Raw genomic sequence first — 23,172 nt, 5'->3', positions numbered from 1 at the left:
AGGCTGCTGGCCGGGTCTATCAGTTACTTGTCAGTCGGGTAGATGTAATCCAGCCAGCCCCATTTGTCTTCCGTGGTGCCGTTGAACAGGCCGAAATATGCCTCCTGAACGGCTTTGGTGATCGGACCGCGTTTACCGGCGCCGACGGTAATTTGATCCACGCTGCGGACCGGTACGATTTCTGCCGCCGTACCGGTCATGAAGATTTCATCTGCCAGGTACAGGGCTTCGCGGGCAATGTTCTCTTCACGCACTTCGTAACCCATTTCTTTGGCCAGGACCATGATGGAGTCACGGGTAATGCCCGGCAGGATGGCGCTGGTGGTCGGCGGGGTCGACAGAATGCCGTTGCGTACCACAAACAGGTTCTCACCGGCACCTTCCGACAGGTAGCCGTCCACGCTCAGGGCGATCCCTTCGGCATAGCCGTGGCGACGGGCTTCACCGCCAACCAGCAGAGACGACAGGTAGTTACCACCGGCCTTGGCAGCGGTCGGGATGGTGTTCGGTGCGGCGCGGTGCCAGCTTGAGATCATTGCATCCACGCCATTTTCCAGCGCTTCTTCACCCAGGTAAGACCCCCACGGGAAAGCCGCGACCATGACATCCATCTCTGTGCCAACCGGTGGGCAGACACCCAGGCCTACATTACCGACATACGCCAGCGGGCGAATGTAGGCAGAATCCAGGCGGTTAACGCGCAATGTTTCCCGGCACACTTCCATCAGTTCGTCAGTGCTGTACGGAATCGGGAAACGGTAAATCTTGGCCGAGTTTTTCAGCCTGTCCATGTGCTCTTTATGACGGAACACCGCGGGACCGTTCGGGGTGTTGTAGCAGCGGATCCCCTCGAAGACTGACGTGCCGTAATGCATTGCGTGGGTCAGGACGTGTACTTTGGCGTCGCCCCAAGGGATCATTTCACCGTTGAACCAGATAAATTCCGCTGTATTGGCCATGTTTGTTCCTTCCTTAAAAACTAATCTCGGTTATCAATGAGCGTGGTTTCAACGCTCAGGACGTCCCACAGTTTTTCAATTTGATTGATGAGGGTTGAAATGGGACGGTCACTGTCCACAAGAATTGCGATAGTGGCGATCTTGCTTTCATGGTTTTGCGTCGCATTCACTTGCTTAATAATGAAACCACGGTGGCGGATAACGCGTAAAATCCGCTCTAGTAATACTGGCTTATCATCCGCTTTGATGTCGAGTAAATATCGGTCCATTAAGTATTCTCCAGCATATCCTGGTTGGCGGCACCGGGTGGAACCAGTGGCCAGACGTTGTCTTCTTCGGCGATCACCACATGCAGCAGGTAAGCGGTGTCACTGGCCAGCATGGTTTGCAGGGCCGGTTCAACGTCTTCTTTGCGGGTGATGGTTTTGCCCGGAATCCCGAAGGCACTGGCCAGCGTGACAAAATCCGGGTTGTCGTCGAGCAGGGTTTCACTGTGGCGGCCATCAAAGAACAGCGACTGCCACTGGCGTACCATTCCCAGTCGCTGGTTATCAATCAGCACCATTTTGACAGGGATCTGGCGGCGTTTCAGGGTGCCCAGTTCCTGCACATTCATCATGAAAGAGCCGTCCCCGGAGATCAGGATTGATTCATCCTCCGGGCGGGCCACTTTCGCGCCCATTGCTGCCGGCAGGCCGAAGCCCATGGTGCCCAGACCCGCAGAAGTGATGTAGTTCTCAGGTTCTCGTGGCTGAATGTGCTGCGCGGCCCACATCTGGTGCTGGCCGACATCGGTCGACACCATGGCGCTGTCCGGCATCATATCGGAGAGCTGTTTCAGCATTTTCGGGGCGTAGATACGTTCGCCCGGGTGGTCGTAACGCCACTTGAAACGGGTACGCAGGGTATCGCAGTGGGTGACCCATTCACTGATATCCTGCGCCAGTTCCAACTGCGGCAGCACCTGGTTGATGTCCCCGCGCAGCGGGGCATGGGCATGGCGCAGTTTGTTGATTTCGGCGGCATCAATGTCTATATGGATCACTTTGGCATGCGGCGCGAAGGTTTCCAGCTTGCCGGTCACCCGGTCATCAAAGCGGGCTCCAACGGCGATGAGCAGATCACATTCCTGCACGACCAGATTGGCTGCTTTGGTGCCGTGCATCCCCAGCATGCCAAGATAATGCGGGTGATGGCGCTCGATGGTGCCCAGCCCTTTCAGGGTGCTGACCGCCGGCATTGGGTTCATGGCCAGGAAGGCGCGTACCGTGTGGGTGGCGTGGGCCAGTTGCACCCCGCCGCCGACATACAACACCGGGCGTTGGCTGTCAGCCAAAAGCTGCTGGGCTGCGGCCAGTGCCTCGGTAGTCACTTCCGGGAGAGCAGGAGGAGTGAACAGCGGCAAGGTCGTGACCGGTGCCTCGGCCAGCTGCACGTCTTTTGCGATATCTACCAGTACCGGGCCGGGACGGCCGGTGCGGGCAACTTCAAACGCTTCCGCCAGGGTCGGGGCCAGTTCATGGATATCGGTCACCAGGTAGCTGTGTTTGGTACAGGCTAGCGACATTCCGATCACATCCATCTCCTGGAAGGCATCCGTACCGATGTGAGAGCTGGCAACCTGGCCGGTGATCGCCACCAGCGGGACAGAATCGAGGAAGGCATCAGCCAGACCAGTGACCAGGTTCGTCGCCCCCGGGCCGGATGTGGCCATGCAGACCGCGACGCTTTGTGTAGCTCTTGCCATCCCGATGGCGGCCATGGCGGCTCCCTGTTCATGACGGCAGAGGATGTGTTCCACTTCACTGCCGTAGAGGGCATCGTAAATCGGCATGATTGCGCCGCCCGGATAGCCAAAAATTGTTGTGATCCCCTGCTGTTGCAGCGCTTGTACGACTAACTCTGCTCCTGTCATCGCTGCTCTCCCTTGTTGTCCCTGTTGGCGATGCGCTGAATTATTCAGCGAATTCTTGGTTATTGTTCACAAAAAAGCCCCCGGAGCTGGTTGGCTGCGGGGGCTGTTTGCGTGTTTGCATGTGATTGCTAATTTACGCCTGCTCGTCCCCCTCGCGATGAAATAATCACCACGATGACGTTAATAATGAGAAGGAGAACATTGGCGTTAAATTGCATTGACTGTCTGTCCGGTTTTTTATGTTTCTATGTTGTGTTTACTAAGTGGTAACACAGACATCGCTCGCATGACAAGCAAAAACTTTCGCTTTTTTGTACAGCGAGTAGACAAAAAAAGGTTACTTAAGCCACATAGTCTATGAATTTCATTAACTTATCTGATTAAAGTATCAACAGAATGGTGATTCATGAACCTTGCTATTGTCCATAGTCGAGCGTGTGTGGGAGTGGAAGCGCCGCCGGTGACGGTGGAAGTCCATATCAGTAACGGAATGCCGGCACTGGCACTGGTGGGGTTGCCGGAAACCAGTGTGAAAGAGGCCAAGGATCGGGTCCGCAGTGCGATTGTCAACGCCGGGTTTGAGTTCCCGTCCCGGCGGATCACGGTCAATCTGGCACCGGCGGATTTACCCAAGGAAGGCGGACGGTTTGACCTGCCGATTGCGTTGGGGATACTCGCCGCTTCCGGCCAAATCCCTGATACATCACTGCAAAATACCGAGTTTTTGGGGGAGTTAGCCCTGTCGGGGGAGCTGCGTCCGGTCAAGGGAGCGTTGCCTGCGGCGCTCGCGGCCAAGCAGGCCGGACGGTGCCTGGTCGTCCCGGATCAGAACGGCAATCAGGTGGCGCTGGTGGGGGAGGCTCTCCACAAATCGGCCCCGTCCTTGCTGGCGGTATGTGGCCATTTGTGCGGACAGGCTAGCCTCTCGCTCAGCTGTTCGGCCCCGCATGAAGACCCGCCACCGAGTGGCGTGTCCCGCGACATGCAGGACATCATTGGTCAGCAGCAAGGGAAACGGGCGCTGGAAATTGCCGCGGCCGGCGGGCACAACCTGCTCTTTTTGGGGCCGCCCGGAACCGGAAAAACCATGCTTGCGTCACGATTGTGCGATCTGTTGCCCGACATGACGGTCGCGGAAGCCATGGAAACAGCGGCCGTGGCGTCGCTGACTCAACAGAGCATTCACGAAGGCAACTGGCGGCGTCGGCCTTTCAGGACACCGCACCATTCCAGCTCGATGGCGGCGCTGGTGGGCGGGGGCTCGGTGCCCCGGCCGGGGGAAATTTCCCTGGCGCATAACGGGATCCTGTTTTTGGATGAAATGCCGGAATTTGAACGTAAAGTGCTGGATTCTTTACGTGAACCGCTGGAATCCGGCGAGATTGTGATCTCCCGAGCCACCAGCAAAATGACGTTTCCGGCTCGCTTTCAGCTGATTGGGGCATTAAATCCCAGCCCGACCGGCTACTACGAAGGCAGTCAGGCACGCACCAACCCGCAGGCGATCTTGCGCTATCTGGGGCGGCTGTCTGGCCCGTTGCTGGATCGTTTCGATATGTCGATTGAGATCCCGGCCCTGCCGCGCGGCACACTGGCGGATGGGGGCGATCGGGGGGAGCCGAGTGTGGTGATCCGCCAACGGGTGGCGCAGGCGCGGGATATCATGCAAGGGCGTGCCGGACGGGTGAATGCCCTGCTTTCGACTCGGGAGCTGGACAAGTATTGCGCGCTGGATAAGCCGGATGCGGAGTTTCTGGAAACCGCCTTGCACCAGCTTGGTTTATCGATTCGGGCCTATCACCGTATTATCAAGGTGGCGCGCACCATTGCTGATTTAGCCGGGTGTGAGCGGATCAGCCGAGCTCATCTGGCGGAAGCGCTCGGTTACCGGGCGATGGATCGGTTATTGAAACAGTTGTCAGCTCAAATGGTTTAAAAGGAGCTGCAACGCAACAGGTATCAGCCGCAGAAACAAAAACAGGGCCTGAGGCCCTGTTTTCCGTGGTGTGCGGAGCACTTATTTGGTCAGCAGGAAGTTGACCAGTTCGAAGTACTCATCGGCAGAGCGGATATTGCTGGTTTGCACCAGGTACTTGTTATTGACCACGACGGCTGGCACGCCGGTCAGACCGCTGTCTTTAAACGCTTTATTGAAGCGGTTTACCATGGAGTTGACGGCAAAGCTGTTGAATGCACCGTCAAAGTCTTCCGCTTTTACGCCTTCGTCGATGAAGATCTGGCGCAGTTCTTCGTCATTGCGTGGCGGTTTGTTCATGTCGTGAATGCGGGCAAACAGCACCGGAATCATCTTGTCTTCCACACCCAGAACCACTGACGTGGCATAGGCTTTACTCATAGATGTGCCCATCGCGCCGCCCATGAAAGAAACATGATTTTTCTGCAGCTTGGCATTGTCCGGCAGGGCTTTTTTCAGCTGCTGGATCATCGGCTCGAAGTTATGGCAGTGTGGGCAGTAGAACGAGAAAAACTCGGTGACGACCGGGGTGCTGGATTTTGGCAGGTCGAGCACTTTGTAGTAGTCGCCTTCGGTAAATTTTGCCGCCTGAACGGATAGTGATAGCAGTGCGATGCTGGCGAAAGCCAGAATTTTCTTTAACATGTTTCTTGTAACTCCCTGAAATAATAACTGAACTTACAGGCGGTGTTGCCCGGTTTGTTGGTTTATGGTGATTACCATTGCGGCATCAGCTGCAATGGCGGTTCATTGAGTGCTGCCAGCTGCTCCTTGAACGCCAGTACTTGCCCTTCCCAGTATTTTGCATCCGCAAACCACGGGAAAGCCTGCGGAAACGCCGGGTCTTCCCACCGTTTTGCCAGCCAAGCCATGTAGTGCACCATTCTAAGACCGCGCAAAGGCTCAATCAGTTTCAATTGGTTAACATCAAAATCGGCAAATTCGCCATAGGCTTCCAGCAGGGTATCTAACTGTACCAGTTTATCCTGGCGTTCGCCGTTCAGCAGCATCCATAAATCCTGAATGGCCGGGCCGTTACGGGCGTCGTCTAGATCCACAAACAGTGGCCCGTCCCGCCACAAAATGTTGCCGGGATGGCAATCGCCGTGCAGGCGGATACTTTGCCAGCTGTTGTCCCAGTGTTGTTCGATTTCGCGAATCAGGAAGTCCAGATCATTGAAGAACGCAGCTTTCAGGTGATCCGGAATAAAGTCGGCCTGCTCGAGCTGGCGACGCGGCTGATACAGGTATTCCTCCAGTCCCAGCGTCGGGCGGTGGGCAAAGGCCTGTTTCTGGCCGACGCTGTGCACCCGGCCCATAAAGCGGCCGACCCACTCCAGCTGATCGAGATTATCCACTTCAAACTGGCGCCCGCCCAGGCTGGGAAACAGCGCGAAACGGTGTCCCTGGTAATGATGCAGGGTGCTGCCGTTATGGACCAGAGGCGCGGCGACCGGAATATCCTGCTCGGCCAGTTCGAGGGTGAACTGATGCTCTTCCAGAATCTGGGCATCGCTCCAGCGCTGGGGACGGTAAAACTTGGTGACGTAACGCGCGCCATCTTCAGCCGTAAACTGGTAGACCCGGTTTTCATAGCTGTTAAGGGCAAGCAGGCCGGATTCGGCCCGAATCCCGGTGCTGTCGAGGGCATCGAGCAGCAGGTCCGGGCTGAGATCGGCAAAACTAAAACCTTGTGGGGTGGTCATGGATAATTTCCGCAAGCTACAGATGGCACAAGTATACCACCATAATAAGACAGGGCCGGAAAAGGCCCTGTCTGTGTTGCTGTGGCGCGGACGAATCCAGGCGTGGGGGTTAGCGAAGATCGCCGATAAAGCGGCTTTCTGTGCTGATGCTGGTGCCGTCTTCACGGGTTAGCGTGAATGTAATATCGGCAATGCTGCTCTCCATCACATACGGGTCAACCCCCAGGCTGATCGGTAGAGAGTAAACCTCACCGGCCGACACGGTGACCTTGCTCGGGCCATACCATTTGATATCTTCCAGGCCGCTGGCGGTCAGGGTGAAAACGGCCGGCTGTTGCGTCTTGTTCAGAATCTTCAGGGTGTAGGTGTTCTCGACCAACCCTTCCGAGTTTTCCCGGAACAACTGGTTGCGGTCACGCAGTACGTCCAGCCCCATGGGCTGAATCGACGCCAGTAAGTAGAAGAACAGGCCCACCATGGCAACCATCACGACCCCGTAGCCGAGCAGCTTCGGCCGCATCACATGGGTCTTCTTGCCTTCCAGCTTGTGCTCGGTGGTGTAGCTGATCAGACGTTTTTCATATCCCATCCGCTCCATGGTTTCGTCACAGGCATCGATACAGGCACCGCAGTTGATGCATTCGTACTGCAGGCCGTCCCGGATGTCGATCCCGGTCGGGCAGACCTGAACACACAGGTTACAGTCGATACAGTCTCCCAGTCCGAGCTCTTTCGGATCTTTCTTGCGTGAGCGCGGGCCGCGGGTTTCACCGCGTGCCACATCGTAGCCGACAATGTAGGTGTCTTTATCGAACATCGCTGACTGGAAGCGGGCGTACGGGCACATATGGATGCAGACGATGGAGCGCATCCAACCGGCATTGGCATAGGTACAGCCAGCAAAAAACAGCACCCAAAAGCCAGCCCAGAAGCTGGTGTTGAACGTGAAAAAGTCGATAAACAACGCTTTGACCGGCAGGAAGTAACCGACAAAGGTCAGCCCGGTGACCAGCGCAACCGCCAGCCAGGCGATATGCTTGAGTACCTTGCGTCCCATCAGTTTGGCAGTGGGCGCGATGCTATCTTGCTTGCGTCGTTTGTTGGCCGGCCCTTCCAGCTTTTCCTCAAACCAGATATAGATGAAGGTCCATACGGTTTGCGGGCAGAAATAACCGCACCAGACCCGGCCGAGGAAGGTGGTGACAAAAAACAGGGCAAAGGCCGCGATCATAAACAGGGTCGCCAGCAGGGTCAGATCCTGCGGCCACAGGGTGGTGCCGAAGAAATTAAACTGCTGTTGCCCGATATCGAGCAGGATGGCCTGGCGATCACCGTACGGGATCCACGGCAGGCCCAAAAACAGCAGCATCAGCAGCCAGCCCATACGTTGGCGCAGTTGCTGGTAAATCCCTTTTACGGCCCGGACGTAAATCCGGTTGTTCGGATTGAAGCGATCCGCCTCCCCTTTATGCGTTTTGGGGTTGAACGTGGGCGGGGTGATATCCTTGATCTTGATTTTCTCTTGGCTCATGACATTACTTTCCTTGGGTAGCCCCCTATGGGTAACTATAGTCAGGGGTTGACGGCCGGTACATTGCCGAGCCGATTGTGTCATTCGTAACAGAATGTTATCGAGCGATTATATCTCAGCCGCTGGAGCGATAACTCTAGCAAGGTCATAGTTTGAGCAACAGATACAGAATGGGTGCTAAAGGACTATAACAGAAGGAAAATTAATAAAAGGGAAAGGACAAAAGGCACCGCCCAGTGCCGGCGGTGAGTGGGCACTGGCGGATAAGATTGTGTGATTACTTAATGATGCCACGGGCGCGAAGAATGGCGGTTTTAAAATCTTCCTCGCAGTCTTTGGCGATGCCCGGGATCATCGCCTGCTTGTCCGCATTGCGCATTTTCAGGTGGTAAATCAGCACATCGTCGGTCAGGTCTTCCAGCTTGCCCTGGTACTTGGCTTCTTCCGCCAGCTTAAGCAGAAACTCAACCAGGTTAAGGTCTGGGTCTTTCTGCCATTCCGGATGAAGCAGCTCGATCAGCTCGTTGACGCGATGGGTTTTCATAACAGGCTCCGCAAATAAAGGCTGGGGTAATGTCGTACTTTTTATAAGGGTAAAAAGTATACCATTCTCCGGCGTGATACCAACCGGTGGGACAGAAAAAAGCACAGGCAGCCTAAGCTGCCTGTCGGACCGGTTATGCCGCTTGCTCAGCGCTGGCTGGCATCGGGTTGACGACCGGGGAAGCGGTCGGTACGGCAGTCAGCGTTGTCTGCGGTTGTTTTGGTTTTACCGTTGGAGCGTGAAAGGTACTGCGCAGACGGGAAGGACTGCGTGGAGTGCTGTACCTGACAAAGGAGGTTGGGCGCATGGTTTACCTACAAGTCAGGCTCATCCGTGGCCAGGGTTTATGGTGTATTTCCGCTTGCTCATGCTGGCTGGGCCGTTCCTCAGCGGAAATAAATAAGACATTGTTTTTTTCGCCGCGAGAATAGCAGTTACCTATGCGCAAGTCGAGTATTAATCCGGCATATTGATTAAGGTTTTTCCGTTTTGTCCGGCCGGGATTTTGCACCCGAACTGTTAGCAAGCTCGCCATCTGAGAAGATAAGCCGTTGCACCGGCGCGGCTTTGTGGTCTAATGCGGCTGACTGGCAATAAACGCCTGCTAAAGATTGACAGGCAGGTCAATAACAAGAGCCTCTGGAGGAAGTAAATGGATCACGATCTGCAACGTCAGGTCACCAGCCGTAACCTGTCATATAAACTGGCTGAAGCGATCGGACAGAAGATTCTGCGCGGCGAACCGGCTCCTGGTGAGATCTTGCCCGGCGAAGTTGAGCTGGGAGAAATGTATGGTGTCAGCCGGACTGCCATTCGCGAAGCGATCAAAATGCTGGCGGCCAAAGGGATGGTTCTGCCCCGCCCGCGTATCGGTACCCGGGTACTGCCAAAGCGCAACTGGAATTATCTGGATCAGGATTTACTGGCCTGGCTCAATTTCGATCAGCACGAAGAACTGGTCTCAGAGTTTCAGCGCGTCCGTATCACGCTGGAACCGGAAGCCGCGGCGTTAACTGCCCTGAATGCCAGTGAGGCTGATCGTGCGCAGCTGTGTGCCCTGATGGTGGAAATGCATGAGCTGGGTGAGCACTTCGATCAGGAGCGTTGGGTCGATGTGGATACCCGGTTCCATCAGCTGATTTATTTTGCTTCCGGCAATCACTTTATCAGCCCGTTTGGCAACCTGTTCAAGGCGGTGTTTGAAAATTATTTCCGGGTGATAATCCGCGACCGGTTGCTCAAGCTGGAGCTGCACCAGCAAGTGGTTGATGGCATCATGGCGCGGGATCCGGATGCGGCCCGCCAGGCGACCATTGAGTTGCTAAAGTGAAACAAAAAACGAAGCCACGGCTTCGTTTTTTTATGGGCGTGACGTCGCTTCCATCACGGTGCTTGCAGGCGGCGCCGGTTCGCTGCAATATTAATAGGAATTCATATCGTTTCGGCAGGGCCCAGCACGGCGTTGCCGGCGCAAAGGAGATGCCTGATGTCATTGTTCCGAAAAAGCCTGGCTAGCCTGGGAATAGGCTCGGCCCGGGTTGATACGTTGGTTCACCAGGACGTACTGATCCCCGGCGGTAACCTGCAGGTGGAGATCCAGATACACGGCGGGAAGGTCAGCCAGCAGATCGATAATATTGATCTCTACCTCTGCTGCCACTACCGCGAGGAAGTGGAAAGCAGCCGCGGTGACAACCAGCACCGTAAAGAAACCATTACCCAGGTGTGTAAACTGGCGGAATGGTCCCTGCCCTACGCCTTCGAAATTCAGGCCAACGAAGAGCGCCAGTTTTCGGCCACGCTGGAGCTGCCGTTCAATACCCCGATAACCATCGGGGATGCCAAGGTGTGGCTGGAAACCCATCTGGATATTCCGATGGCCGTTGACCCGAAAGACAAGGATCGCCTGACTGTCCGTCCGGATCCGTTGATGGATGGAGTGTTTACTGCGCTGGAGCTGGCCGGGCTGCGCATTCGCCAGGTCGAGTGCGAGGCGGCGAAAAACTTTGCCCTGCCGTTTGTACAGGAGTTTGAGTTTGTGCCGGTCTCCGGTCCGTACCACGGGCGCTGGCGCGAGCTGGAGATTGTAGCCTACCGCGATGAGCAGGCATTGCAGTTGTGGTTTGAGGTCGATCGTCGCCAGAACGGGTTTAGCGGCATGCTGTCGAGCTTGCTGGGGCGCGGCGAACTGAAGCGTTACCTGGAACTACCAACGGGTATGCACCCACAGCAGGCTGGTGAGATGGTGCTGGAATTCCTTGATCAGCACACCTGAACTTAACTCCCTTTGCGTCGGATCCTGCCCCTGAAAATTTAGCTTACACGTGTAAGCTAAAGTGTGCCATACTGCCGAAAACAATATGCAATATGGCCTTGCCGCAAGCGTGCGGCGGGGATTTTCGGGACAGTGAAAGGGAGCGCGAACATGGCGAAATCATTGACTTTGCGATCCGGCTATTCGGTCGCAGAGGAAGTGGCAAACAGTATCAGTCACGGCCTGGGGATGATTTTTGGCATCGTCGGGCTGGTGCTGTTGCTGATGCAGGCGGTGCAGGCCGATGCTGATGCACTGAGTATTACCAGTCTGAGTATTTATGGCGGCAGCATGATCGTGCTGTACCTGGCCTCGACCCTCTATCATGCCATTCCGTTTGCCCGTGCCAAGCGGGCCCTGAAAACTTTCGACCACTGTGCCATTTACCTGCTGATCGCCGGCACATATACCCCTTTCCTGCTGATCACCCTGCGGACCCCGCTGGCCATTACCCTGATGGCGGTGATCTGGCTGATTGCCCTGCTTGGGATGTTGGTCAAAATTGTTTTTGTGTACCGCTTTAAGCGGCTGTCATTGGCCACGTACCTGGCGATGGGCTGGTTGTCACTGATTGCCGTGTATCCACTGGCAATGTCGCTGGAGACCGGCGGGCTGGTGCTCCTGGCGGCCGGCGGGGTGATTTACTCGCTCGGGGTGCTGTTTTATGTCAATCAGCGCATTCCGTTTAACCATGCGATTTGGCATGTGTTTGTGCTGGGCGGCACGGTCTGCCATTTTCTGGCAATCTACTTCTATGTTGACCCGGTTTGAGGGGATGACCATCAGAGACGGGAAATAGAAAAGAGAGCCATGCGGCTCTCTTTTTCGTTTGGGGCTTTATTTATTCTGAGGCTCAGTTGCGCCAGAAGGCCGGGAAGAACAACACCAGCACGGTCAGAATTTCCAGACGCCCCATCAGCATGCCTAGGCTCAGGGTCCATTTCGCCATATCCGGTAAGGTCGCGAAGTTACCGGTCGGGCCGATTACCTCTCCCATGCCGGGACCAACGTTGGCCACCGCGGTCATCGCCCCGGTGATACTGGTGATGGCATCCAGCCCTTGCATGCCCAGCACAGCCGCCACAATCACGATGGTCAGAATGAAGGTCAGGGCAAAGGCCACGACAGAGCGTACGATACCGTCGGTAACCGGACGCCCGTTATAGCGCTGGATGAACACCCCGGAAGGATGAATCAGCTGCATCATCTGCTTGCGCAGCAGCGCAAACGCGACCTGGAAACGGAAGATTTTGACCCCGCCGGCAGTGGAGCCGGAGCAGCCGCCGACCAGCATCATGAACGCAAACACGATGGTCGGGAATGGCCCCCAGGAGCTGAAATCGTCCAGACCGAAGCCGGTGGTGGTGACGACTGAGATAATGTTGAACAACGAGACCCGGAAAGCATCGGCAAACGGGTAGTCGCGCTGCCACGTCAGCCACAGGGCGACCGCCAGACCAGCACACAGCACCAGCAGGGTAAAGCCTTGTACCTGGGCATCTTTGAGCAGGGTTCGCGGGTGTTTTTTCCGCAGCACCTGAACAAACAGCAGGAACGGCAGGCCTCCGGCAAACATGAACACGATGGCCACCCAGTGGGCGGCATTGGAGAAGTGGTTCATGGAGCCATCGGAAGTGGAGTAACCGCCGGTCGACAAGGTGGTGAAGGCGTGGTTAATGGCATCAAAGGTGTTCATTCCGGCCATCAGGTAACCGACAAAGCACAACCCGGTCAGGCACAGATACACGTTGACGATATTTTTGGCCACGCTTTTAGTTCGCGGTGAACTTTTTTCCGACCAGTCGGACGATTCGGTTTGGAACAGCCGCATCCCGCCCACGTTCAGCATCGGCAGGATGGCCACCCCCATGACGATGAATCCGACCCCGCCGAGCCACTGCAATGTCGAACGCCACAGCAGGATACTCGGTGCCATGTCATCCAATCCGCTCAGCACCGTCGAACCGGTCGTGGTGATCCCCGACATGGTCTCGAAATAGGCATCGGTAAAACTGATATGGTTGATGAACACAAACGGCAGTGCGGCGAAGGCGCTGGCGATAGTCCAGACCAGGGTAGTGATCATGAACATATCGCGTACCCCGAGCTTGAACTCGTCGGTCCGGCCAAATGTCAGGCACAGAAAAGCGACCACGTGGGTGATCAGCACCGCCGTTGCGAAGTCGATAAAGCCCGCTGTCCCGGTGACAAACGCCACCAGGGTCGGGACATACATGAACAGGGCGATCTTTGACAGCACCAGCCCGATCACGAAGAGGATGGGACGATAATTGACCATAGTATTACAAGAAGAACGGGCTAGGCTGGAACAGGCGTTCGACGTCCGGGATGTATTTTTTATCCACCAGGAACATCACCACGTGGTCGTTCTGCTCAATCACGGTTCGGTCATGGGCGATCAGCACTTCGTCACCACGGACGACGGCACCAATGGTGGTCCCCGGCGGCAGCTTGATATCACCGACGGCCCGGCCCACGACTTTCGACGTGCTGGCATCACCGTGGGCAATTGCCTCAATGGCTTCAGCCGCGCCGCGTCGCAGTGACGAGACGTTGACGATATCGGCCTTGCGCACGTGGGTCAGCAGGGCCGAAATGGTTGCCTGCTGCGGCGAGATCGCAATATCGATAGTGCCGCCCTGGACCAGGTCCACGTAAGCGCCGCGCTGAATCAGCACCATGACTTTCTTGGCCCCCATCCGTTTGGCCAGCATGGCTGACATGATGTTGGCCTCATCGTCATTGGTTACCGCAATAAACACGTCAATCTGCTCAATGTGCTCTTCACTCAGCAGTTCCTGATCCGACGCATCGCCACAGAACACGATGGTATTTTCCAGCATTTCCGACAGGTTTTCCGCCCGCTCCGGATTGCGCTCGATGAGCTTGACGCTGTAGCTCTGCTCCAGGCGGCGCGCCAGACCGGCGCCGATGTTACCGCCGCCGACAATCATCAGGCGTTTGTACGGCTTCTCCAGGCGCTGCAGTTCACTCATGACCGAGCGAATATGGTTGCTGGCCGCCACGAAGAACACTTCGTCATCCGCCTCGATAATCGTGGTGCCCTGCGGGCGGATTGGCCGTCCCTGACGGAAAATGGCCGCGACCCGGGTGTCGATGTGCGGCATGTGCTCACGCAGTGCCGACAGGGCATTCCCTACCAGCGGACCGCCGTAATAGGCTTTAACCGCCACCAGGCCCACTTTGTCTTCGGCAAACCCGACAACCTGCAGGGCGCCCGGGTACTCGACCAGGCGTTCGATATAGCCGGTTACCAGTTCTTCCGGTGCGATCAAATGGTCAACCGGCACAGCATCTGACTGGAACAGCGGATCTTTTTCTTTCAGGTATTCTGGCGAACGGATACGGGCGACCCGGTTCGGGGTATTGAACAAGGTGAAGGCGATCTGGCAGGCGACCATATTGGTCTCGTCAGAGTTCGTGACGGCCACCAGCATGTCGGCGTCCTGTGCGCCGGCTTCCCGCAGGGTACGCGGGTGGCTGGCAAAGCCCTGTACTACACGCAGGTCATATTTGTCCTGCAGCTCTCGCAGACGCTCCGGATCCTTATCGACGATGGTGATATCGTTGTTCTCGCCAACCAGGTTTTCAGCCAACGTACCGCCGACCTGACCGGCACCGAGAATGATAATTTTCATAGCATGTGCCTGATTATTGGAATCGTTGTAGGTTACTACGCTTCAGGATGAGGGTCATGCTGATCTCTATCCATTTAGAATAACTTAGTTTTCACCCCTGTGGCGAACTGCCTCAAACAGGAGGAAAGCTGCAAAGAAAAAGCGGAACTTGTTAACCAAGTTCCGCTTTCTGATTATGCGTTCGCTTTGCGGATCACCGCATAGTAGAAGCCGTCCATGTCGTGTTCACCCGGCAGGATCTGACGGCCCGGTTGTGCCGGATCGCTGTCCATCAGGGTCGCTTCCGGGGCACGGGCCAGGAACGCTTTGACCTGTTCACTGTTTTCCTGCGGCGTAATGGAGCAGGTTGCGTACACCAGGGTGCCGCCTGGCTTGAGCTGTTGCCACATTGCATCCACGATCTCTGCCTGTAACTGCGCCAGTGCTTCAATGTCGTCTGCGCGGCGCAGCCACTTGATGTCCGGATGGCGGCGGATCACGCCGGTTGCCGAACACGGGGCATCCAGCAGAATCCGATCAAACTGCTCGCCATGCCACCACTGTTCAGGGTGACGGGCATCGGCACACAGTACTTCGGCGTCGAGCTGCAAGCGCTGCAGGTTGTCGTAAACCCGTTTGAGGCGCTGTTCATCGCAGTCAATTGCCACCACTTTGGCTTGCGGCTGACGTTCCAGAATGTGCGCGGTTTTTCCGCCCGGAGCAGCACAACAGTCCAGAATCAGTTCACCGGCCTGCGGCTGCAGGTATTCGACGGACAGTTGCGCGGCGGCATCCTGTACCGAAACCCAACCATCAGCAAAACCCGGCAGTCGGCTGACCTCACACGGGCTGTGCAGTTTCAGGGCATCCGGTGCCTGTGGGTGAATGTCGGTCGCAATGCCAGCTTCATCCAGCAGGGCGCGGTAGCTATCCCGATCATGATGACGGCGGTTAACCCGCAGCCACATCGGTGCTTTGGTGTTATTAGCCGTGACAATGGCTTCCAGCTGATCCGGGTAACTGGTTTGCAGCAGTTTCAACAGCCAGCCTGGATGGCCGTAACGCCCGGCATCGTGGCTGGTCGCCTGGGTATCCAGAGCCTCTTGCTGGCGCTGGTAGTTGCGCAGAATGGCATTGATCAGGCCCCGCAGCTGTGGCTTTTTCAGGGTCTTGGTGGCATTCACGGTTTCAGCCACTGCTGCGTGCGCCGGGATCCGCATGTAACCGAGCTGGTACAGACCGACCAAGATCAGATGGTGGAAAACCCGTTGCTTGCCTTTCAGTGGCTTGTCCATCAGTTCCTGGGTTATGGCTTCCAGGCGGGGCAGCCAGCGCAATACGCCGTAGCACATTTCCTGCAGCAGCGCGTGATCGCGTTCTTTGATGTCTTGTTGGGCGGCTGGCAGTGCTGTTGACAGGGACTGGCCCTGATCGACAACCTGATACACCACTTTTGCCGCAGCGGCTCTTACATTCATGCAGTTTTCCTGATGTTATCGCCCCACCCTCGCCGGGACAGCGAGCCGGGGAAGAAAAAACGAAGGCCAGTGCAAGCACTGGCCTGGGGATCCGCGCGCCATGACGAATAACGCGTCAGGCCGCTGAGTCAGCTCATGATGAGAGTACGTTACCCGGGGTGAACCACTCTCGGCGCGAGTTCAGCAGATCCTGTGCCTTCATGGCTTTCTTACCCGGAGGTTGCAGCTCAATCAGACGCAGCGCGCCTTGCCCGGTCGCGACCAGAATACCGTTTTTATCGGCAGCCAGAATGGTGCCCGGGGCTTTGCCCTGGTTGTCTGCTTCCACGGCGGTCTGCCAGACTTTGATATTCTGCTCGGCCACGGTGAAGTAGCTCATCGGCCAGGGATTGAACGCACGAACACAGCGTTCGATCGCCGCGGCATCCATAGACCAGTCGATCTGGGCTTCTTCTTTGCTGAGTTTTTTCGCGTAGTTAGCCAGTGCATCATCTTGTTTCACCGGCACCGCCGTACCGGCGGCAATGTCGTTCAGACATTCAATCAGGGCGACCGGCCCCAGTTCTGCCAGCTTGTCATACATGGTGGCGCTGGTATCGGTCGCTTCAATCGGCGTGGTGGCGATTTTCAGCATGTCGCCGGTATCCAGACCGATGTCCATCTGCATGATAGTCACGCCGGTTTCGGCGTCACCGGCCCAGATGGAGCGCTGGATCGGTGCGGCGCCACGCCAGCGCGGCAGAATAGAACCGTGGACATTGATACAGCCCAGACGCGGGGTATCCAGGACCACTTGCGGCAGCAGCAGGCCATAGGCCACCACGACCATGATGTCGGCGTTCAGCGCAGCCAGCTCCTGCTTGGCTTCTTCAGACTTGAAGTTCTCTGGCTGATAAACCGGAATATTGTGTGCCAGTGCAATGTTTTTCACTGGGCTGGCCGTCAGTTTTTTCCCGCGACCGGCTGGGCGATCGGGTTGGGTATAGACGGCAATCACGTCGTGCTCTGAAGACAACAACGCCGCCAGGTGAAGGGCGGCGAAATCCGGAGTACCTGCGAAGACAATTCGTAAAGGCTTGCTCAAGGTAAACGTCCTTAAATCGGGGTTAGGCTTAGTTGTTCGCGTGCTTGTCGTTGAAGCGTTTGATTTTGGCCAGTTTGTCCTGAATACGTTTACGCTTCAGCGGCGACAGGTAATCGACAAACAGCTTACCTTTCAGGTGATCAAGCTCATGCTGTACGCAGATAGCCAGCAGGTCGTCGGCATCAAATTGGTATTCCTTACCGTCACGATCCAGTGCCTTAACGGTCACTTCGGCCGCACGTGGAACCAGGGCTCGGGCACCCGGTACAGACAGACAGCCTTCTTCAATTCCGTCTTCACCGCGTTTTTCGATGATTTCCGGATTGATCAGTACCATTGGCTGATTGCGCTCTTCAGAAATATCGATCACCACGATGCGCTGATGGATATCCACCTGAGTGGCGGCAAGGCCGATGCCTTCCTCGTCATACATGGTTTCCAGCATGTCATCGACAATTTTCTGGATCTCAGGTGTCACTGCTTCAACCGGTTTTGCTACGGTGCGCAGGCGCTCATCAGGGAATGTTAATACTTGCAATACAGACATAGATACTCGTTAAAAAGACAGTACGGATTACTCAAGATTCGTAGTTGCTCTAATTCTAGTCATTTTAAGCGCCAAATAACAGTCCCTGACGGTCGCGGGGTGCCCTGTTCGCCGAGGATAACGTGCCTTTTTGTGTAACAGAGAAAAAGGAAAGGTGAAGCGTGCCGAAAAGTCGCGGCACGGCGTGGGGAAGCGCTAGACACCTTTTCCCCGCAATGCCAGCCTGATGACCCAGTCAGGTGCTTGCCATGGGGAGCGGCACGGCGAAGTAGAACAGGAAGGGATGTATGTGGCTGCGTGTCATTGTCTTGGTATTGGCCGGATTTCACGGAACGGGGTGGGCTAAGCCGCCGCAGCCGAAGGTCATTGACGGTGCCCCTGAAGTGTATACCGTCAAAAAAGGCGATACTTTGTGGGATATTTCCGCCCATTTCCTGTCCAGCCCCTGGCTGTGGCCGACCCTTTGGCAGGCGAATGATTACATCAAAAATCCGCACCTGATTTATCCGGGCGATCAAATCCACTTGGTGTGGGTGAATGGCCAGCCGCGCCTGCAACTGAAGCGTCATTTGAAACTGTCACCGCAGGTTCGGATTGTACGCGCCCCGATCACCACCCTGCAGTCTTCCCTGATGCTGCCATTTCTGGCGCAAGATAAGTTGATGACACCAGCCCATCTGGATCGCCTGCCACGGGTGGTCGGCAGCAGCCGGGCCAGAGATTATATGGCGGAAGAAGATTTAATTTGGGCTGACACGCCGCTGGAAACCGGGGATGTGTGGTGGGTCTACCGTCCGGACAAGCGCTTTGAACGTGAATTGGCAAACGGCGACACTCGGGAAGTGATGGGGTTGAAGGAAATTGCCCGAGCCAAAGTGACGCAGGCCGACAGTGAGAAAAGTGCGCTGACTCTGACCACTTTCCTTGGCGAAGTCAGACAAAATGACATTCTGCTGCCTGCGCCGCTTGGCCGGGAGGATCTCAACCTCAACTTTGCGCCTTCTGCGCCGCCCGCCGATGTGTCCGGCAGCGTTGTCGGTCATTTAGGGGGCATGCGTTATATCGCGACCCACGATCCGGTTGTGATTGACCTTGGGCACCTCGACGGCGTGCAGGCTGGCCATGTGTTTAACCTGTACCGGGCTGGTGCCGGCGTGGTGGGTGAGAAAGGTAGTTATGATTATCAGGGAGTGAGTTTCCAGCAGCAGAAGTTTGCCCTGAGCCAGGTGCCGGTTGGTGAAATGGTCGTGATTCGGGCATATGAGCATTTTGCCCTGGGAGTGGTAACCCGGGCGACCCAGCCTTTTGTGCCGGGTACCCTCGCCTTGCCTCCACATCACGGCTGAACCACGGCAGTACGTAACATGACGGCATTAGTTGACTGGTTGGTTCTGGCGTCTGCACCGGGTCTGGGCGGCGTCAGGATCAGCCGTATCTTGGAACATGTGACTCCGGCAGCCCTGCGTGCGATGTCGGCCGAAGAGCTGACGGGCATCGGTATGACTCCCCGCCAAGTGAGTCACTTTCGCCAGCCTCCGATGGCAAAAATTGATCGTTGCCTGCGTTGGGACAGCCAGCCGGGCCAGACTATACTCACCTTAGATTCTTCTCATTACCCTGCTTTACTTAAAGAAATCGCTTCACCTCCTCCTTTATTGTTTGTCCGGGGAGAGCCGCACTGGTTGCTGCAGCCACAGCTGGCTATTGTCGGCAGCCGCTCAGCCAGTATCGACGGTCGGGAAGCGGCTTATGAATTTGCGGCTGCGCTGGTAGCGGCCGAGTATGTGGTGACCAGCGGATTGGCGTTGGGGGTGGATGGTCAGGCGCATTACGGAGCGCTGAAAAATGGCGGGGCCACAGTAGCGGTACTGGGCTCGGGCCTTGATCGGATCTACCCGGCCAAACACCGTGAGTTGGCGAGCCTGATTACGCAGCAAGGGGCGCTGGTCTCTGAATTCTGGCCGGATGAAGTGCCTCGGCCGCAGAACTTTCCGCGTCGCAACCGAGTGATCAGCGGACTGTCGGTCGGCGTACTGGTGATAGAGGCGGCGCAGAAAAGTGGATCGCTGATTACGGCGCGGTATGCCTTAGAGCAAGGGCGGGAAGTTTTTGCCCTGCCCGGCCCGATTCATTATCCCGGGAGCCGAGGCTGCCATGCCCTGATAAAAAATGGTGCCAAACTGGTCGAAACACCGGTCGATATCTTTGAAGAAGTCGGGGCGCTGACAAGCTGCGTAAAAAATAGCCATTCGGATGAATCGCTCGCACAACCTGAAAATGAAAAATTGCCATTTCCAGCGCTGTTGGCTAACGTAGGCAGTGAGGCAACACCCGTAGATGTAGTTGCTGAGCGCAGTGGGCAACCTGTTCAGGAAGTCATGATGCAGTTACTTGAACTGGAACTGCTCGGGATGGTCACTGCTGTACCAGGTGGCTATATCAGAGCGAGGAGGGGCTAGTTATGATGGATATCCTTATGTACCTGTTTGAGACCTATATCCACAGCGATGTGGAATTGATGGTCGATCAGGATGAATTATCCGAAGAATTGCTGCGAGCTGGGTTCCATCAGGAAGATATTTACAAGGCCCTGGAATGGCTTGAGAAACTGGCCGCATTGCAAGAAACCGAAAATACCCCATACATGAACACCAGTGCGGTGACATCCATGCGCATTTACACGGCGCAAGAGATGACTCGCCTGGATACCAACTGCCGTGGCTTTCTGACTTACCTGGAGCAGATTCATGTTCTGGGCGCAGACACCCGTGAAATGGTGATTGATCGGGTCATGGAGCTGGATACGGCTGACTTTACTCTGGATGATTTGAAGTGGATCATTCTGATGGTGCTGTTTAATGCACCGGGTAATGAAAGCGCCTACAGCCAGATGGAAGAACTGCTGTATGGCATGGAAGATGGCTATATTCACTAAAGCCGGTCAGGTTTACTAAGTGGTAGAGAGTAAGATGTCTGATCGAACGAATGAGCCGTTATTTACCGCTCACGAGCACGCATTAGAGCGGGAAAATCTGTGTCCTCAATGTGGTGCCGCGCTGGTGATGAAACACGGTAAGCGCGGCCCGTTTTTGGGCTGTGCGTCTTATCCCGCCTGTGATTATATCAAGCCACTCCACCATAACGACGGCCATATCGTGAAACACCTGGCAACCCCCTGCCCTGACTGTGGTGAGGAACTGGTGTTGCGTCAGGGGCGTTATGGCATGTTTATTGGTTGCAGCGCGTATCCGGTCTGCCAGCATATTGAGTCACCGGAAAAAAAAGCGCAGGCTACCCAGCTGGGTTGTCCGGATTGTGGCAAGGGGCATCTGGTCGAACGTAAGTCGCGTTACGGCAAGGTGTTTTACGCTTGTGACCAGTACCCGTCCTGCCGCTTTGCGGTCAACCTCAAACCTGTGGCCGGGGTGTGTCAGCAATGTGCTTATCCGCTTTTGGTTGAGAAGAAGCTGGCCAGTGGCGTGCGTTTGCAGTGCGCAGACCGACGCTGCCATGCGTATCAGGATGCCGTTTCGCAGGCGCCGGAACATGGTGAAACTGGCGAACCGGATATCGGGTAACAAGCACCACGCCAGTGTTTACACGCTCGCGGCGGCAGGTGAAGCAACAATGGGCCATGTGACAAAATAAAGCCGGCAGTGAGCCGGCTTTTGTGTTTTCTAGTCTGGCCGTATCGCGGCGTTAACCATGTAAGGCGGGAAACGCGTCCGGATCCAGATGGCTGGCTAATTGTTTCAGCGCCTCTTGCAAGGCCGCCGGGGTGTCTGCGCACAGGTTAATGTGCCCCATTTTTCGCCCGGCTCGCTTCTCTTTGCCGTACCAGTGGATATGGCAGGTTGGTTCAGCCAGAATGGCGGTTGGCAGGCGATCTTCTCCTAAGATGTTCACCATTGCTGTCGGACGGATTAAGGCCGTGCTGCCTAATGGAAGTCCGGTGACCGCACGCAAATGGTTTTCAAACTGGCAGGTTTCGGCCCCTTGTTGGGTCCAGTGGCCGGAGTTGTGTACTCGGGGCGCAATTTCATTGACTAGCAACTGGCCGTTTACATCAAAGAATTCAATCGCCAGGACACCCACGTAGTTGAGTGAGTTGGCCAGCGCAGTAAACATCTTTTCAGCCTGAGCCTGCAGCGCGTGATCGCCTTCCTGAGCGACGGACAAGCTCAGTACCCCATTGGTATGCGTATTCTCGGTCAGTGGATACACCGCAATTTGTCCGTCACGACCGCGAGCTCCGATCAGGGAGACCTCGCGATCAAACGGGATGAAGGCTTCCGCTACAATAGCCTGGTTTTCCGTCTGCGCCATGAAGTCAGCCATGTCTTGCCAGACGGCTTCAACCTGACCCGCTTCTTTCAGACGCCACTGCCCTTTGCCGTCATAGCCACCCAGTGCACTCTTCAGCACCATGGGCAGGCCAATTTTGGCGATGGCCGCGTCCAACTCTGCCCGGCTGGTGACGATATGGTATGGTGCATTGGCCACCCCAGCATTGTCCAGCAGGTTTTTTTCCAGACGGCGATCGCCACCGGCTTTTATGGCGGTGGTGGTGGGCTGGAATTTGCCGCTACGCTCGCAAATATCGAGAATTTCATGAGGAATATGCTCAAATTCTGCGGTGATCACATCGGTGTAGGTGAGCGCGGTATCCAACCCTTTCAGCATGACCTGCTGGGTCAGCGGATGCACGACTTTACCGGTCGCCACATCATAGGCAAACACTTCAATGTTCAGTGGTGCCCCCGCCAGGGACATCATCCGGGCCAGCTGGCCGGAACCCAGCACTAGCACTTTCATTGTGAATCCTCAGCCGGGTTTGGATTGCTCAGTACTGCGTCAGTCTGCTCTTTACGGAAGGCATCAATGGCTGCCATGACATCGCTGTCCTGAGTACCGATGATTTGCGCTGCCAGCAGGCCAGCATTCGCAGCACCGGCCTCACCAATGGCCAGCGTGCCCACGGCCACGCCTTTTGGCATCTGTACAATCGAAAGTAGTGAATCCATGCCTTTCAGAGCGCGGGATTGGACCGGTACCCCTAACACCGGCAGGCTGGTAAAGGCCGCCGTCATGCCCGGTAGGTGCGCAGCCCCCCCGGCACCGGCAATAATCACCTTAATGCCACGGGTCTGTGCACTCTCCGCATATTCCGCCAGCAGGTGCGGAGTTCGGTGAGCCGAGACCACCTTGGTTTCATAAGCGATATTGAAGCGATCTAGCATTTCCGCTGCGTGCTGCATGGTTGGCCAGTCAGACTTTGATCCCATGATGATTCCAACTTTCATCCCGATCTCCTTTGGGGTAGCAAAACTATTGGGTTCAGTGCGTGTGGGCTGCATTATACGAAGATTTTTTGTGAAGGAAAACGTTTGCGTCAGTGAAATTGCAACAATCGTTAACGAGCGTGGAGTTGTGGTTCAGGAGTCGGTAAGATAGCAGCAC

Annotated in this window: 23 protein-coding genes; 8 read left to right on the top strand and 15 right to left on the bottom strand. The window is 56.0% G+C overall.

Translation table 11 applies throughout. The features are described from left to right. Nucleotides 1–23: 23 nt before the first annotated feature. From ilvE to ilvG, 3 genes are read right to left on the bottom strand one after another with little or no spacing between them, the layout of a single operon-like run. On the bottom strand, nucleotides 24–959 hold the full coding sequence (ilvE, locus tag FH974_RS15815) for a branched-chain-amino-acid transaminase (protein WP_047887484.1): 936 nt from the start codon (nucleotides 957–959) through the stop codon (nucleotides 24–26). Between the two features lie 20 nt (nucleotides 960–979). Next, nucleotides 980–1,228: an acetolactate synthase 2 small subunit gene (ilvM, locus tag FH974_RS15810; protein WP_047887483.1), complete on the bottom strand. Its 249-nt coding sequence runs from the start codon at nucleotides 1,226–1,228 to the stop codon at nucleotides 980–982. Further along, nucleotides 1,228–2,874 (bottom strand): acetolactate synthase 2 catalytic subunit, encoded by a 1,647-nt coding sequence (gene ilvG / locus FH974_RS15805; protein WP_047887482.1) that lies wholly within the window; start codon nucleotides 2,872–2,874, stop codon nucleotides 1,228–1,230. Before ilvG ends, ilvM begins: the two co-directional genes overlap by 1 nt. A 406-nt stretch (nucleotides 2,875–3,280) precedes the next feature. Between ilvG and FH974_RS15800 the strand changes: the two genes are divergently transcribed. After that, nucleotides 3,281–4,810: a YifB family Mg chelatase-like AAA ATPase gene (locus tag FH974_RS15800; protein WP_047887481.1), complete on the top strand. Its 1,530-nt coding sequence runs from the start codon at nucleotides 3,281–3,283 to the stop codon at nucleotides 4,808–4,810. Nucleotides 4,811–4,891: 81 nt separating this feature from the next. On the opposite strand, the gene FH974_RS15795 is transcribed toward FH974_RS15800, so the two are convergent. From FH974_RS15795 to FH974_RS15775, 5 genes are all read right to left on the bottom strand, one after another. Next, nucleotides 4,892–5,494, bottom strand: coding sequence for a thiol:disulfide interchange protein DsbA/DsbL (locus FH974_RS15795; protein WP_047887480.1), 603 nt, complete (start codon nucleotides 5,492–5,494; stop codon nucleotides 4,892–4,894). A gap of 71 nt (nucleotides 5,495–5,565) precedes the next feature. Beyond that, nucleotides 5,566–6,555, bottom strand: a complete 990-nt coding sequence (locus FH974_RS15790) for a serine/threonine protein kinase (protein WP_047887479.1) — start codon at nucleotides 6,553–6,555, stop codon at nucleotides 5,566–5,568. 109 nt (nucleotides 6,556–6,664) lie between these two features. After that, entirely contained in the window at nucleotides 6,665–8,086 is a 1,422-nt protein-coding gene (ccoG, locus tag FH974_RS15785) for a cytochrome c oxidase accessory protein CcoG (RefSeq protein WP_047887478.1), read from the bottom strand. Nucleotides 8,087–8,363: 277 nt separating this feature from the next. Further along, the gene (locus FH974_RS15780; RefSeq protein WP_047887477.1) at nucleotides 8,364–8,630 is read right to left on the bottom strand and encodes a YihD family protein; all 267 of its coding nucleotides are present in this window, start codon (nucleotides 8,628–8,630) and stop codon (nucleotides 8,364–8,366) included. Nucleotides 8,631–8,763: 133 nt separating this feature from the next. Further along, on the bottom strand, nucleotides 8,764–8,937 hold the full coding sequence (locus FH974_RS15775; protein ID WP_157038331.1) for a hypothetical protein: 174 nt from the start codon (nucleotides 8,935–8,937) through the stop codon (nucleotides 8,764–8,766). A gap of 345 nt (nucleotides 8,938–9,282) precedes the next feature. Between FH974_RS15775 and FH974_RS15770 the strand changes: the two genes are divergently transcribed. From FH974_RS15770 to trhA, 3 genes are all read left to right on the top strand, one after another. After that, nucleotides 9,283–9,960 carry a FadR/GntR family transcriptional regulator gene (locus FH974_RS15770; RefSeq protein ID WP_047887476.1) on the top strand — a complete coding sequence of 226 codons (678 nt, stop codon included), beginning with the start codon at nucleotides 9,283–9,285 and terminating at the stop codon, nucleotides 9,958–9,960. Nucleotides 9,961–10,116: 156 nt separating this feature from the next. After that, the gene (locus FH974_RS15765) at nucleotides 10,117–10,905 is read left to right on the top strand and encodes a sporulation protein (protein WP_047887475.1); all 789 of its coding nucleotides are present in this window, start codon (nucleotides 10,117–10,119) and stop codon (nucleotides 10,903–10,905) included. Between the two features lie 150 nt (nucleotides 10,906–11,055). Next, nucleotides 11,056–11,715, top strand: coding sequence for a PAQR family membrane homeostasis protein TrhA (gene trhA, locus FH974_RS15760; RefSeq protein ID WP_047887474.1), 660 nt, complete (start codon nucleotides 11,056–11,058; stop codon nucleotides 11,713–11,715). 82 nt (nucleotides 11,716–11,797) lie between these two features. Here trhA and FH974_RS15755 read toward each other — a convergent pair whose 3' ends face one another. The 5 genes from FH974_RS15755 to def form a co-directional block, all read right to left on the bottom strand. After that, nucleotides 11,798–13,243: a TrkH family potassium uptake protein gene (locus FH974_RS15755; RefSeq protein ID WP_047887473.1), complete on the bottom strand. Its 1,446-nt coding sequence runs from the start codon at nucleotides 13,241–13,243 to the stop codon at nucleotides 11,798–11,800. 4 nt (nucleotides 13,244–13,247) lie between these two features. Beyond that, on the bottom strand, nucleotides 13,248–14,624 hold the full coding sequence (gene trkA, locus FH974_RS15750) for a Trk system potassium transporter TrkA (protein ID WP_047887472.1): 1,377 nt from the start codon (nucleotides 14,622–14,624) through the stop codon (nucleotides 13,248–13,250). 173 nt (nucleotides 14,625–14,797) lie between these two features. Beyond that, nucleotides 14,798–16,081, bottom strand: coding sequence for a 16S rRNA (cytosine(967)-C(5))-methyltransferase RsmB (rsmB, locus tag FH974_RS15745; protein WP_207103414.1), 1,284 nt, complete (start codon nucleotides 16,079–16,081; stop codon nucleotides 14,798–14,800). Nucleotides 16,082–16,214: 133 nt separating this feature from the next. Next, nucleotides 16,215–17,165, bottom strand: a complete 951-nt coding sequence (fmt, locus tag FH974_RS15740) for a methionyl-tRNA formyltransferase (protein WP_047887470.1) — start codon at nucleotides 17,163–17,165, stop codon at nucleotides 16,215–16,217. Between the two features lie 28 nt (nucleotides 17,166–17,193). After that, nucleotides 17,194–17,712: a peptide deformylase gene (gene def / locus FH974_RS15735; protein ID WP_047887469.1), complete on the bottom strand. Its 519-nt coding sequence runs from the start codon at nucleotides 17,710–17,712 to the stop codon at nucleotides 17,194–17,196. 287 nt (nucleotides 17,713–17,999) lie between these two features. Here def and FH974_RS15730 point away from each other — a divergent pair, with 287 nt between their 5' ends. From FH974_RS15730 to FH974_RS15715, 4 genes are read left to right on the top strand one after another with little or no spacing between them, the layout of a single operon-like run. Beyond that, entirely contained in the window at nucleotides 18,000–19,058 is a 1,059-nt protein-coding gene (locus FH974_RS15730; RefSeq protein WP_047887468.1) for a LysM peptidoglycan-binding domain-containing protein, read from the top strand. Between the two features lie 18 nt (nucleotides 19,059–19,076). After that, nucleotides 19,077–20,171 (top strand): DNA-processing protein DprA, encoded by a 1,095-nt coding sequence (gene dprA, locus FH974_RS15725; RefSeq protein ID WP_047887467.1) that lies wholly within the window; start codon nucleotides 19,077–19,079, stop codon nucleotides 20,169–20,171. A 2-nt stretch (nucleotides 20,172–20,173) separates the two neighbouring features. Further along, the gene (locus FH974_RS15720) at nucleotides 20,174–20,647 is read left to right on the top strand and encodes a DUF494 family protein (protein ID WP_047887466.1); all 474 of its coding nucleotides are present in this window, start codon (nucleotides 20,174–20,176) and stop codon (nucleotides 20,645–20,647) included. 34 nt (nucleotides 20,648–20,681) lie between these two features. Continuing rightward, the gene (locus tag FH974_RS15715) at nucleotides 20,682–21,290 is read left to right on the top strand and encodes a DNA topoisomerase family protein (protein ID WP_047887465.1); all 609 of its coding nucleotides are present in this window, start codon (nucleotides 20,682–20,684) and stop codon (nucleotides 21,288–21,290) included. 121 nt (nucleotides 21,291–21,411) lie between these two features. Here FH974_RS15715 and FH974_RS15710 read toward each other — a convergent pair whose 3' ends face one another. Together FH974_RS15710 and purE are read right to left on the bottom strand one after the other, a co-directional pair. Continuing rightward, entirely contained in the window at nucleotides 21,412–22,527 is a 1,116-nt protein-coding gene (locus tag FH974_RS15710) for a 5-(carboxyamino)imidazole ribonucleotide synthase (RefSeq protein ID WP_047887464.1), read from the bottom strand. After that, nucleotides 22,524–23,015, bottom strand: coding sequence for a 5-(carboxyamino)imidazole ribonucleotide mutase (gene purE / locus FH974_RS15705; RefSeq protein ID WP_047887463.1), 492 nt, complete (start codon nucleotides 23,013–23,015; stop codon nucleotides 22,524–22,526). The genes FH974_RS15710 and purE overlap by 4 nt, the downstream gene beginning before the upstream one ends. Nucleotides 23,016–23,172 lie beyond the last annotated feature (157 nt).

It is taken from the genome of Photobacterium ganghwense (assembly GCF_017329545.1).
GTDB classification, from domain to species: Bacteria; Pseudomonadota; Gammaproteobacteria; order Enterobacterales; family Vibrionaceae; genus Photobacterium; species Photobacterium ganghwense.
Note: the sequence above shows the minus strand (reverse complement) of the source record. Positions and strands in the feature narration are given on the sequence as shown.